This window comes from Mycobacterium sp. OAS707, from assembly GCF_014873705.1.
In the GTDB taxonomy this organism is placed as follows: domain Bacteria; phylum Actinomycetota; class Actinomycetes; order Mycobacteriales; family Mycobacteriaceae; genus Mycobacterium.
Genome location: NZ_JADBDS010000001.1, coordinates 706,285 through 719,095, shown reverse-complemented (window position 1 = coordinate 719,095; position 12,811 = coordinate 706,285). Strand labels below are relative to the sequence as shown.

The 12,811-nt window shown below is 65.9% G+C and carries 11 protein-coding genes; 10 read left to right on the top strand and 1 reads right to left on the bottom strand.

The window, feature by feature from the left end; genetic code table 11:
* Window positions 1–42 precede the first annotated feature (42 nt).
* The gene (locus GGC64_RS03510; protein WP_192721051.1) at window positions 43–1,611 is read right to left on the bottom strand and encodes an amino acid permease; all 1,569 of its coding nucleotides are present in this window, start codon (window positions 1,609–1,611) and stop codon (window positions 43–45) included.
* Window positions 1,612–1,855: 244 nt separating this feature from the next.
* On the opposite strand from GGC64_RS03510, the gene GGC64_RS03505 reads away from it, so the two are divergent.
* The 10 genes from GGC64_RS03505 to GGC64_RS03460 all read left to right on the top strand — a co-directional run bounded on the left by GGC64_RS03505 (window position 1,856) and on the right by GGC64_RS03460 (window position 12,808).
* The gene (locus GGC64_RS03505) at window positions 1,856–3,430 is read left to right on the top strand and encodes an amino acid permease (protein WP_192721050.1); all 1,575 of its coding nucleotides are present in this window, start codon (window positions 1,856–1,858) and stop codon (window positions 3,428–3,430) included.
* A gap of 13 nt (window positions 3,431–3,443) precedes the next feature.
* Window positions 3,444–4,937 carry an FGGY family carbohydrate kinase gene (locus GGC64_RS03500; RefSeq protein WP_192721049.1) on the top strand — a complete coding sequence of 498 codons (1,494 nt, stop codon included), beginning with the start codon at window positions 3,444–3,446 and terminating at the stop codon, window positions 4,935–4,937.
* Window positions 4,934–6,289: an iron-containing alcohol dehydrogenase gene (locus GGC64_RS03495; RefSeq protein ID WP_192721048.1), complete on the top strand. Its 1,356-nt coding sequence runs from the start codon at window positions 4,934–4,936 to the stop codon at window positions 6,287–6,289. Before GGC64_RS03500 ends, GGC64_RS03495 begins: the two co-directional genes overlap by 4 nt.
* 10 nt (window positions 6,290–6,299) lie before the next feature.
* Window positions 6,300–6,992 carry a 1-(5-phosphoribosyl)-5-((5-phosphoribosylamino)methylideneamino)imidazole-4-carboxamide isomerase gene (locus tag GGC64_RS03490; protein ID WP_192721047.1) on the top strand — a complete coding sequence of 231 codons (693 nt, stop codon included), beginning with the start codon at window positions 6,300–6,302 and terminating at the stop codon, window positions 6,990–6,992.
* A 10-nt stretch (window positions 6,993–7,002) separates the two neighbouring features.
* Window positions 7,003–7,752, top strand: coding sequence for a GntR family transcriptional regulator (locus GGC64_RS03485; protein WP_192721046.1), 750 nt, complete (start codon window positions 7,003–7,005; stop codon window positions 7,750–7,752).
* Between the two features lie 110 nt (window positions 7,753–7,862).
* The gene (locus tag GGC64_RS03480) at window positions 7,863–9,221 is read left to right on the top strand and encodes a glutamine synthetase family protein (protein ID WP_192721045.1); all 1,359 of its coding nucleotides are present in this window, start codon (window positions 7,863–7,865) and stop codon (window positions 9,219–9,221) included.
* Window positions 9,208–9,954, top strand: a complete 747-nt coding sequence (locus tag GGC64_RS03475; protein ID WP_192721044.1) for a gamma-glutamyl-gamma-aminobutyrate hydrolase family protein — start codon at window positions 9,208–9,210, stop codon at window positions 9,952–9,954. The genes GGC64_RS03480 and GGC64_RS03475 overlap by 14 nt, the downstream gene beginning before the upstream one ends.
* Entirely contained in the window at window positions 9,951–11,315 is a 1,365-nt protein-coding gene (locus tag GGC64_RS03470; protein ID WP_192721043.1) for an aldehyde dehydrogenase family protein, read from the top strand. Before GGC64_RS03475 ends, GGC64_RS03470 begins: the two co-directional genes overlap by 4 nt.
* Window positions 11,316–12,089, top strand: a complete 774-nt coding sequence (locus GGC64_RS03465) for a 3-oxoacyl-ACP reductase (protein ID WP_192721042.1) — start codon at window positions 11,316–11,318, stop codon at window positions 12,087–12,089.
* Window positions 12,089–12,808, top strand: a complete 720-nt coding sequence (locus GGC64_RS03460; RefSeq protein WP_192721041.1) for a FadR/GntR family transcriptional regulator — start codon at window positions 12,089–12,091, stop codon at window positions 12,806–12,808. Before GGC64_RS03465 ends, GGC64_RS03460 begins: the two co-directional genes overlap by 1 nt.
* The last annotated feature ends 3 nt before the right edge of the window (window positions 12,809–12,811 follow it).

Here is a 12,811-nt window from a genome sequence, read left to right as displayed (position 1 = left end):
ACCCTACCCACTGGCGAGGATTGTCAAACCTCTGTGCCGCGGCTAGGACACGCCCTCGAGCTGTTCGCCCGTCTCGTCGACCTGCTTGATCGGCCCGGTGAACCAGTTCTTCACCGAGGCGTGCCAGTAGATCCACAGCAGGATCAACACGCTGCCGACCAGCAGCGGGGTGTAGTTGACGAATTTCCAATCGAAGCTGCCGCCGAACGGCACGCCGCCGATCGATGTCGGGAAGAGCGCAATCAGCGATGTGACAGCGATCTCAATCAGCGCGACGGGCGCCATCCACTTGTGATGTCCCCGCAGGTTCCATCGACCGACCTCAAACGAGTCCCCCATTTTCCAGCGGTAATAGATCGGCACCGCGAAGCACAGGTACAGCCCGACGACGCCGATGGAGACCACCGCGTAGAACGCGATCGGCGCCGGCGCTCCGTTGATATCCACGTTCTTCAGGGCGGGCAGGGTGATGACCCCGGCGAGCAACGCGGTGACCATGACACCGTTTGCGGGAATCTTGTTCGAGCTCACCTTCGACCATAGCTGATGACCCGGCACCGCCCTGTCGCGGCTGAACGCGAACAACATCCGCGACGCGCTGGTCTGGCAGGCGGTCGTGCAGAAGAACTGGCCCGCGGTCGAGATCAGCAAGACGATGGCGACCCACTTGCTGTCCAGGGCCTGCGCGAAGATGACCTGCACGAGGCCGCCGCCCTTGGTCACCGCGTCCACGTCTTGGACCGCGAACAGGAACGACAGCAGCAGAATCCAGCCACCGATGGCCGAGTAGAAGATCGAACGCCAGATGCCCTTGGCCGCACCGTCGGCGGCGCTCTTGGTCTCCTCGGACAGGTGCGCGGACGCGTCATAGCCCGTGATCGTGTACTGCGTCAGGATCGCCGCGATCGGCAGCACGAAGATCAGCCAGCCAAAGCCCTTCTCGCCGTTGAACATCCCGGTGTTGTTGACGGTGGTGGCGAAGACGTCGCTGAAGCTGGCGTGCCGCTTTGGAATCAGGAACAGGATCAGGATGACGGCCGCGGCGCCTGCCACGTGCCACCACACCGAGATGTTGTTGATGACCGCCAACAGGTGCGACGAGAAGATGTTGATCAGCGCCGAGATCACCAGGATGCCGACGAACATGTAGAACACCCTGGTCAGGCTGTAGCCGGCGGCCCAGCTCTCACTGAAGGTGCTCAGCGTCAGGTCCAAGAACGTCGCACAGCCGTAGGCGACCGATGCCAGGATGGCGATCAACCCGATCAGGTTCAGCCAGCCGGTGTAAAAGCCGGCCTTCGCCCCGCCGAGTTTGCTTGCCCACCAATAGATTCCACCCGAGGTGGGGTATGCCGACACCAGCTCCGACATGCACAGCCCGATGACGAGGATGAACGCCGAAACCAGTGGCCAGCCCCATGCGATCGCCGCGGGGCCGCCGTTGTTCCAGCCGAGGCCGAATGAGGTGAAGCAGCCCGCCAGGATCGAGATGATCGAGAACGAGATGGCGAAGTTGGAGAAGCCCGACCACGACCGCGACAACTCCTGCACGTAACCGAGCTTGGCGAGATGCTGCTCGTCGTCATTCAAATGCTCATGGCCCTCTGGCACGACGGTTCTCCTTCACCGATGGGGACAGCGCAGTTCCGTAGGAGACAATAGGCCGCTATTGGTCTGGCGTCCTACCTTTGGAGATGACGGCCGCGTAAAACTTCCCCGCAGGTGGCCCGGCGGGGCAGCTAGCTGGCATTTCGGCTGTTTCCGAACTGTCTCCGTCTCGATATTGACGTGGGGATTCACCGTCATTATTGTCCAAGTTGTCTGACAACTTTGGCCAATTGCCGAGGAGGCCGCCATGGCGGATAACAAGCGGGCAGTCGGATCGGTCACCTATCGGGACGCAGAACACGGTTACTTCGAACGGCGCAAGCTGCGCCGTCACGCCGCGTTCTGGTCGCTGTGGGCGCTCGGTGTCGGCGCCGTCATCTCCGGAGATTTCTACGGCTGGAACGTCGGTCTGGACGCCGGCGGGTTCGGCGGCCTACTCATCGCGGGCGTCATCATCACGGTCATGTACTACGGCCTGTGTTACAGCATCGCCGAGATGTCACCCGCCTTGCCTCACACAGGTGGCGCTTATTCCTTCTCCCGGTCGGCGATGGGACCGTGGGGCGGATTCGTGACCGGCCTTGCCGAGAACATGGAATACGTGATCACACCCGCGGTGGTCGTCAGTGCCATGGGCTTCCTGTCCCACGACATCGTTTTCGAGTTGGCCGGTGCCGACGGGTGGTGGAACAGTCCGGTGCTGTGGGCGGCGGTCTTCTACATCATCTTCGTCGGCATCAACATCATGGGCATCGAGATCACGATGCGGTTCACCGTGGTGATCACGTTGCTGGCGCTCGGCATCCTCGGGTTCTTCTTCCTCGCCGTGCTCTTCTCGGGCAAGTTCGACTTCGGCCTGCTCACCAACATCCCCCCGGATGAGGGTGGAAACAGCTTCCTGCCCAAGGGACTTTGGGGCATCTTCCCGGCCTTGCCGTTCGCGATCTGGTTCTACCTGGCGATCGAGGAACTGCCGCTGGCCGCCGAGGAGTCGCACGATCCGAAGCGCGACATCCCGCGTGCCACGATCTGGGGTCTCAACACGCTGGTGTTGTTCGCCGTGCTGACTCTGTTCCTGAATACCGGTGTCGGGGGTGGCGCAGCGAGCATCGGCACGTCGGCGACCCCGTTGTTCGACGGGTTCAAGGCGGTCTTCGGTGAAGGCACCGGGGCCGCGATTCTCGCCACGATCGGGCTGATCGGGTTGATCGCGAGCTTCTTCACGATCATCTACGCCTACGGGCGCAACACGTATTCGCTTTCGCGCGCAGGCTATTTCCCGCAGGTCCTTTCGATAACACACCCGAAGCGGAATACGCCGTACGTCGCGTTGATCGCGGGAGCGGTTGTCGGGTTCCTGCTCGTGTGGCTGATGTATCTGCTCGGCCAGAGCGAGAATGCCCTCGCCGGAAAGATCGTCGGTGCACTGCTGTACATGGCCGTCTTCGGTGCGGTGATCTCGTACTTCATGCAGTGCACGGCGTTCATCATGCTGCGGCGCAAGCTGCCGAACATCGAACGGCCATACCGCAGTCCGTGGGGCGTCGGGGGTGCGGCCGTCGCCGCTTTCATTGCGCTCGTCGCGTTGGTCTCGTTGTTCTTCAATCCGGACTATCGGCCCGGTGTCGTCGGAACACTGATCTATTTCGTGATCGGTCTGCTGTACTTCGGGATCGTGGGCCGGCACAAGCTGGTGCTCTCACCTGAAGAGGAGTTCGCGCTTTCGCATGGGCAGTACGGCGTGAACCTGGAAAAGGAGGGCTACGGCACGATGTCCGCGACCCAGATCGCGGCCGACGAGACGCCGACCCGTTCGCCGTGAGCTGAGGACAGCCGTGTCTTTAGTGCTGGGAGTCGACGTCGGCTCGCAGAGCATCAAGGTCGTCCTGGTCGACGAGGCAGGCGACGTCGTCTCCACCGGGTCGGCAGCGCTGAGCATGACGCACCTGCACGACGGCTGGGCGGAGCAGGACCCCCAGAGTTATTGCGCTGCACTGCAAGACGCCGTCCGGACGGCAATGGACGGTGTCGAACCTTCCCGGGTCGTTGCGATGGGTCTCGGCAGCCAGGTCGACGGCATCGTCGCCTGCGACGTCAACGGCGAGCCGCTGCGTTCGGCCATCATCTGGCTGGACAAACGCGCGACCGAGCAGTGCGACCGGCTGGTCGCTGCGGTCGGGGAGGAGACGCTGGCCGAGCGGACGGGCCTGGTGGCCGACGCCTCGCACAGTGCACCGAAGATGATGTGGATCCGCGACCACGAACCCGAGGTCTGGCAGCGCACCGCGACGCTGGCGCCCGTCGGGTCGTACCTGCTGCATCGCCTGACCGGTTCTCACGCCCAGGACGCCGCGAATGCGTCGTCAACGATGATGTACGACGTCACCCGCGGCTGCTTCGACCAATCGCTTTGCACCGCAGCCGATCTGGATCCGGCGAGGTTCGCCCCGGTGCGCCGCTCCACCGACGTGGTTGGTACCCTACTGCCGGGCATCGCTGCAGCGTTCGGCCTGCCCGCGGAATGCGTGGTGGTCGTCGGCACCGGTGACGAGCACGCCGCATCGGTGGGGGCAGGCGCGATCGAGGCCGGCGTCGTCGTCGACGTCACCGGCACCGCCGAACCGGTGACGACGGTTTCGGCGACGCCGGTGCGCGACCCGCTCGGTCTGGTCGAGACGCACGGCCACGCGGTTCCCGGCGCATGGCTGATCGAGAATCCCGGATTCGTCAGCGGCGGAAGCACCCTCTGGCTTGCCGGCGTGCTCGGCATGCCGCAGGCAGAGGTGTTTCCGTTGGCGTGCAAGGCGCCGCCCGCCAGTGAAGGCGTGTTGTTCCTGCCTGCGCTGTCGGGGGCCACGGCACCGCGGTGGAATGACCAGATGCGCGGCGCGCTGCTCGGCCTTGCGATGAACCACACCCCGGCTCACGTCGCCCGCGCAGTACTGGAAGGCTGCGCATTTGCGTTGCGCGACATCGTCGAACGCCTCGACGCGCTGGGTCTCGGTCGCGGCGAGGTGCGGATCGTCGGCGGCGGCGCCCGCGACAACCTGTGGGCGATGATCAAGGCCAGTGTGCTCGGGCGACCGGTGCGCCGGGTGCTCACCGAGGAGGCCACCGCCGTTGGCGCTGCGATGGTCGCAGGCGTCGGCAGCGGGTTCTTCGCTGACTTCGCCGAAGCATCGGTCGCCGTCCGGCTCGCTCCGGCCGCGATCGAGCCCGAGCCGGAGGCCACCAAGACCTACGCGGAGGCCTACCGCCGCTACCTCGCTGCCTTCGATGCCGTGGAATCGGCGTTGGCGCAGCCTCGTTCATCGGCTGGGCCAACGTGATCACCGTCCCCGATCCGGCCTCGCTGTTGTCGACGCTGCGCGCCGACGGCCACGACGGCCTGCCCAATGTCGATGTCCGGATCGGCGCGTCGGTGTTGGACGGCGCGGTCGGCGACAGCGTCGAGAGATTCATCGGAAGGGATCCGCTGATCCTCAGCGACGGCGCACCGTATCGCACCCCGGCCGGGCCGGTGGTGGAGCGGCTTGCAGGCCGGCTCGGCTGCCGGGTGGTTCAGCTCGGCGCGGGGACGGTCAGGGCCGACGAGGTGACCGTCGAGCGGGCCGTCGCCGAAGTGGGGGAGCGCCGGCTGCTGATCTCGGTCGGGTCCGGCACGCTCACCGACATCGCCAAGGTCACCGCACAGCGCACCGGCAACCATCACGTCGCCGTCCAAACCGCTTGCAGCATCAACGGTTTCATCGCTGACCGCAGTGTGCTCGTCATCGCAGGGGCGAAGCGAACCGTGCAGTCGAGGTGGCCGGACGTGCTGGTCGCCGACACCGACATCCTCGCCTCGGCGCCATGGCAATTGAATCTCGCCGGGGTTGGCGATCTTTCGACGGTCCCCAACGCGGTCGCCGAGTGGCGGCTGGCCGCCCGGCTCGGCCACGGACCGCCGTACAACGCAGCGGTCGTCGAGGACATCCTCGCCGCCAACCCGGTGCTGCCGAGGCTTGCCAGGGCGGCGCGTGACGCCGAGCCCGACGGAATCGCCGATCTGGCCCGGCTTCTGGCGGCAAGCGGATTGTCGATGGGGATAGTCGGTTCGACGGCGCCTGCCTCGGGTACCGAGCATGCGGTCTCGCATTTGATGGAAATGGCACGCAGCCGCCAGGGCCGTCCTGCCGCGGCGCACGGCATGCAGGTCACGGTCGCGACCCGGCTGGCCGTTCGGGTCTGGCAACTCGTCGATGCCACGATCCGGTCGGGCGATGCGAAGGTGCGGATACCCGACGAAGCGACGAGCCGCGACGCAGTGAGTCGGGCGTTCGCCGAATTCGACCCGCAGACCGCGGAAGAGTGCTGGACGGCGTATTCGGCCAAACGAGACTGGTTGCTGGCGAATCGATCCGAGCTCGAGTCGGTGGTTTCGGAGTGGGATGGCTTTGCCCGGTCGCTGCGACTGTCCTCACCGGAACGGTCCGACGAGATCAGCAACGCGAGCGGCCTGCCCACCCGGGCGGAAGACCTCGGCGCAGGCTACGACGACGACCTGTTGTTCTGGGCGCTGCGGAATTCCCACGTGCTGCGGGAACGGATTTCGATCGCGGACCTCGCCGACGTGCTCGGCGTGTGGTCGGACGAGACGGCGCGGTCGATCGTGGCCGACGCCGCGAAAGCAATGGAATAGGAGCGCTGCCGTGTCTGAATTCGTGTTCATGCTCACCCACGGTGACCGGACCATCGAAAACGCCGCCGAGGTGGTGCCGCAGTTGGCCGACACCGGGCTGCGCTACATCGGCTTCAAGGACGTCGGCGCGGATGCGGCACGGCAGCGGGAGCTCACCGCGCTGGCCCACGACACTGGCTTCGAGGTGATGTTGGAGGTGGTCTCGACCAGCAAGGAAGACGAGCTGGCATCGCTGAACGCGGCGGCCGCAGCGGGCGTGGACTGGGTGCTCGGAGGCACCCACGCGGCAGATGCGGCCGGTCTGCTGCCGGATGGCGTGCGGTACTGCCCGTTCCCTGGCAAGGTCGTCGACCATCCGAGCGTGCTGCTCGGCAGCATCGACGAAATCGCAGGCGATGCCGCACGGCTCACCGCGCTCGACCACGTCAGCGGGCTCGACCTGCTGGCGTATCGCCATCCGAGCGCCGATCACGAGCAGTTGATCCGTGAAGTGGTGGGGCGCTCGAGTGGCCCGGTGATCGTCGCGGGATCGATCGCGACCATCGACCGAGTGCTCGCGGTCAGCGATGCGGGGGCGTGGGGCTTCACCATCGGCAGCGCCATCTTCGATGGGTTGTTGCCCGGTGCGCCTTCGGTGGTAGACCAGGTTCGCTGCGTCATGGAGGCGACGACCGCGGGTGCCGCACGCGAGGGCCGGACGTAGGCTTTGTAGCGTGTCCGGCCGTACTCTGCTCGCCGATCGGCTGCGTGACGAGTTGCTGGAGGAGATCTCCAGTTCGCAGTTGCAGCCGGGAGCCAAGTTGCCGAGCGAGGGCGAACTCGCCAAGCGTTTCAACGTATCTCGCGCGACGGTGCGAGAAGCGGTGCGTGGACTGGTCGAGGCCGGATACGTCAGCCGTCGTCGTGGCTCGGGCAGCTACGTCACCGAGCGGCAGCGCATGCCGCACGGACTCGACGCGACGCTGAGCTACCTGGCGATGATCGAGACGGCCGGTGCCCGCGCCGGCATGCGCATCCTGCAAGCGGCCTTCGAGCCGGGTGGGCTCGACGATGCGCCACTTCAACTCGAACCGGGGGAGACCGTATTGGCGGTCGAACGAGTGCGTACGGCCGACGAGCAGCCCGTGATCTACTCGCTCGATCGCATCCCTGCGCGACTGCTGGGCACCGAGCTCGATCTGCAGAACCTGGACCCGTCGCTGTTCGCGTTGCTGAGCTCCTGCGGCCACGCCGCGGACCACGCCACCGCGACGCTTCGCGCAGTTGCAAGCACCGGCCAGACCGCGAAGGTGCTCGGTGTGCGGCGGGGCAGACCGCTGCTGTACATCGAGGAGGTCGACTACGGCCGCGACGGCACTCCGGTCATGCTGTCACGGGAGTGGCATGTGTCCGAAGCCTTCGACGTCCGGATCAACCGGAGGGCCAACACGGTGCGCACTGCCCCCTCGTCGACGACTGTCTGAGCAGCGTTATTGAATTCTAATGGTCTGATGCCCTACCTTTAGGGTGAGAATTCGGTAAATGTCCAAGGTCAGGCAGGCGAGATGCGGTTTCTAATGGTTGACTTCTCGTCATGACTGGCATGCTGTCGCAATCCGAGCTCGAGTCGCTGGTGGCCGCAGGCGACATCGACACCGTCATCGTCGCCTTCTGTGACATGCAGGGCAGGCTGACCGGCAAGCGGGTGTCGGCCCGGTTGTTCGTCGAGGATGTCGCCGCCCACGGCGCCGAGTGTTGCAACTATCTGCTCGCCGTCGACGTCGATATGAACACGGTTGACGGCTATGCGATCTCGAGCTGGGAGACCGGCTACGGCGACATGGTGATGACGCCCGATTTCACCACTTTGCGGCTGCTGCCGTGGCTGCCCGGCACCGCAATGGTGATGGCCGACCTGTCCTGGACCGACGGCAACCCCGTCACCCAGGCGCCGCGCAGCATTCTCAACCGCCAGATCGACCGGCTCGCCGAGCGGGGACTGGTGCCCTACGTCGGCACCGAGCTGGAATTCATCGTGTTCGACGACGGTTTCCGCGAAGCCTGGGCGAAGGGTTACCGCGGGCTGACCCCGGCCACCGATTACAACGTCGACTACGCGATGCTCGCGTCGACCCGGATGGAGCCGCTGCTGCGCGACATCCGGGTGGGGATGGACGGCGCGGGCATGTATTGCGAAGGCGTCAAGGGCGAGTGCAATTACGGCCAGCAGGAGATCGCATTCCGCTACGACCACGCGCGCGTCACGTGCGACAACCACACGATCTACAAGAACGGCGCCAAGGAAATCGCCGATCAGCACGGCAAGAGCCTGACCTTCATGGCCAAATTCGATGAGCGTGAAGGCAACAGCTGCCACATCCACATCTCGCTGCGTGGCGACGACGGCGCTGCGGTGTTCGCCGACTCAGATGACGAGCTCGGCATGTCGCCGATGTTCCGCAGCTTCATCGCCGGGCAGCTGGCGACGATGCGCGAGCTGACGCTGTTATACGCACCGAACATCAACTCCTACAAGCGATTCGTGGAGGGCAGCTTCGCGCCGACCGCGATCGCGTGGGGCCTCGACAACCGGACCTGTGCGCTGCGGGTCGTCGGCCACGGCCACGGCATGCGGATGGAGAACAGGGCGCCCGGCGGCGACGTCAATCAGTACCTCGCCGTTTCGGCGCTGATCGCGGGCGGGCTGTACGGCATCGAGCGCGAACTCGACCTGCCGGAAGCGTTGGAGGGCAACGCGTATACGTCGGGCGCGGAGCGGCTGCCCACGACGCTGGCCGAAGCGGCGGCGCTGTTCGGCAAGTCCGAGGTGGCCCGTGAGGCCTTCGGCGACGACGTGGTCGAGCACTACCTGAACAACGCACGGATCGAGCTGAACGCGTTCAACGGGGCGGTGACGGATTGGGAAAGGGTGCGTGGTTTTGAGCGGCTCTAGACCCGTTCTCGGGTTGACGACTTACCTGCAGCAGGCGCAGACCGGGGTGTGGGATGTGCGGGCCAGCTTCCTGCCTGCGATCTACATCGAAGGGGTGAACCTGGCGGGCGGCATTGCGGCGTTGCTTCCGCCGCAGCCCGTCGACGGTGAGATCGCATCACGGATCCTCGACGGACTGGACGGGTTGATCGTCACCGGCGGCCGGGATGTCGGTCCGGAAAGCTATGGGCAGCAACCACATCCGGCTACAGATGAGGCGGTGGCCGATAACCGCATGCGGGACGCACTGGAGTTCGCCTTGGTCGACGAGGCGATCCGGCGGGGCATTCCTGTGTTGGGAATCTGTCGCGGGGCACAGGTGATCAACGTCGCGCTGGGCGGGACGCTGCACCAACATCTGCCCGACGTCATCGGGCACACGCACCACCAGCAGGGCAACGCGGTGTTCGCCACCTCGGCGGTGCGCACTGTGGCGGGAACCCGGCTGGCCTCGCTGATCGGCGAGTCGTCGGACGCGCAGTGCTATCACCACCAGGCCATCGACAAGTTGGGCAACGGACTGATCGTGTCGGCCCAGGATTCGGACGGCGTGATCGAGGGTGTCGAAATCCCCGGCGAGGACTTCGTTTTGGCGGTGCAGTGGCATCCCGAGGAGCGCCTGGATGACCTGCGACTGTTCGCAGCGGTGGTGCAGGCGGCCGCCGTATACGCCGAGGAGAAAGTGAACGCGTGACTGCAAGCGAATTGATCAACCCGGCCACCGAAGAGGTACTGCGCACCGTCGAGCAGACCGATGAGGCGGGAGTCGACGATGCGGTGGCCCGCGCCAAGTCGGCACAACGCGAGTGGGCGCGGCTGGCCCCCGCCGAGCGAGCGGGCGCGCTGCGGGCGTTCGCTGCAACGGTCGACGCGCACGTCGACGAGCTCGCGCAGCTGGAGGTCGCCAACTCCGGGCACCCGATCAGCAATGCCGAGTGGGAGGCCGGCCACGTTCGCGATGTGTTGCAGTACTATTCGGCGACTCCAGAGCGGTTGTCCGGCAAGCAGATTCCGGTTGCGGGCGGGCTCGATATCACGTTCAACGAGCCGCTGGGTGTCGTCGGCGTGATCACGCCGTGGAACTTCCCGATGACGATCGCCTCATGGGGGTTCGCGCCCGCGCTTGCCGCGGGTAACGCGGTCCTGGTCAAGCCGGCGGAGTGGACGCCGTTGACCACGATCCGGCTCGGCGAACTCGCTGTGGAGGCCGGTCTGCCTGCCGACCTGTTCCAGGTGTTGCCGGGCAAGGGTTCGGTGGTGGGGGAGCGCTTCGTCAGCCACCCCGACATCCGCAAGATCGTGTTCACCGGGTCGACCGAGGTCGGCACCCGGGTGATGGCCGGTGCCGCGGCCCAGGTCAAGCGGGTCACGCTGGAACTCGGCGGCAAGAGCGCCAACATCGTGTTCGACGACTGCGATTTGGAGAAGGCCGCGGCCACGGCGCCGTACGGGGTGTTCGACAACGCCGGGCAGGACTGCTGCGCGCGGTCCCGAATACTGGTGCAGCGCAGCGTCTATGACCGGTTCATGGAACTGCTCGAGCCTGCCGTCAAGGGCGTGGTCGTCGGCGACCCGCGCAACAAGAAGACCGAGATGGGTCCACTGGTGTCGAAACCGCATTGGACCACCGTGGCCTCCTATGTACCCGACGACGCACCGGTTGCGTTCCGCGGCGATGCGCCGTCCGGCCCGGGTTACTGGTTCCCTCCGACGGTGTTGACGCCGTCGCGCACCGACCGCACCGTCACCGAAGAGATCTTCGGCCCGGTGGTGACGGTGCTGCCGTTCGAGGACGAGGCCGACGCGATCACGCTTGCCAATGACACCCCCTATGGCCTGTCGGGATCGATCTGGACCGACAACCTGTCGCGGGCGCTTCGGGTGTCGCGCGCCGTGGAATCCGGCAATCTGTCGGTGAATTCGCATTCGTCGGTGCGCTACAACACGCCGTTCGGCGGGTTCAAGCAGTCCGGATTGGGTCGCGAGCTCGGCCCCGACGCGCCACTGTCGTTTACCGAAACCAAGAACGTCTTTTACGCGATCGGAGATAGCTAGATGGACTTGACCCAACGACTGGCAGGCAAGGTTGCGGTGATCACCGGCGGGGCCGGAGGCATCGGACTGGCCGCCGGCAGGCGGATGCACGCCGAGGGCGCGCGAATCGTGGTCGGTGACATCGACCCGACGGCCGGCAAGGCCGCGGCCGACGAGCTCGACGGATTGTTTGTCCCCGTTGATGTCTCGGACGAAGCGGCCGTCGACAACCTGTTCGACACCGCCGCAGACACGTACGGCTCGGTCGACATCGCCTTCAACAACGCGGGCATCTCGCCGCCCGACGACGACGTCATCGAGACCACTGAGTTGCCGGCGTGGCAGAAGGTGCAGGACATCAACCTCAAGTCGGTGTACCTGTCCTGCCGGGCGGCGCTGCGCTACATGGTGCCCGCCAAGAAGGGCTCGATCATCAACACCGCCTCGTTCGTCGCGGTGATGGGGTCGGCGACCTCGCAGATCTCCTACACGGCGTCCAAGGGCGGAGTGCTGGCGATGTCGCGCGAGCTCGGAATTCAGTACGCGCGCAGCGGGATCCGGGTCAACGCGCTGTGTCCGGGACCGGTGAACACCCCGCTGCTGCAGGAGCTGTTCGCGAAGGATCCCGAGCGTGCGGCGCGTCGCCTGGTACACGTGCCGATGGGCCGGTTCGCCGAACCGGAGGAATTGGCGGCCGCGGTCGCATTTCTGGCCAGCGACGACTCGTCGTTCATCACCGGGGCCACCTTCCTGGTCGACGGTGGCATCAGCGGCCACTACGTCACGCCGATCTAATGACCGCCGACCCGGACGTCCCATTGGCCAGCGAGGCATTGCTGCGCCCGGTGCGGCCCGGGAACCCCTTCGAGGACACCGTCGAACGGCTGCTGCAGACCATCCGGCTCGGTGTGCTGCAGCCGGGCGAATCACTTCCGCCCGAACGACAATTGGCCTCGCGGTTGGGAGTAAGCCGTGACACGGTCCGCGAAGCCATCAAGTCATTGGCTGACGCGGGCTACCTGGTTTCGCGCCGGGGACGGTACGGCGGCACTTTCCTGGCCGACGCGTTGCCTCGGCACACCGAAACCCCGCGTGTCACCCGCGACGAAATCGACGACGCGCTGCGGCTGCGTGAAATTCTCGAGGTCGGGGCGGCGCGGATGGCCGCCAGCCGCACGCTGACCGCGGCGGAGCGGGAAGTGTTGTGGTCGCGGATGACCGATGTCCGCGGTGCGCCGCCGGACGACTACCGTCGGCTGGATTCGCGGCTGCACCTGGCGATCGCCGAAGCGGCAGGCTCGCCGTCGTTGGTGCCGCTGGTTGCCGAGAACCGGATGCGACTGAACGGACTGCTCGACCAGATTCCGTTGCTGCCCCGCAATATCGCGCACTCCGACGAACAGCACGAGGCGATCGTCGTCGCGATACTGGCCGCCGACGGTGAGGGTGCGGCCGCGGCGATGCGTGCGCACGTCGCGGGTTCGGCCGCACTGCTGCACGGCTTCCTGGACTGAATG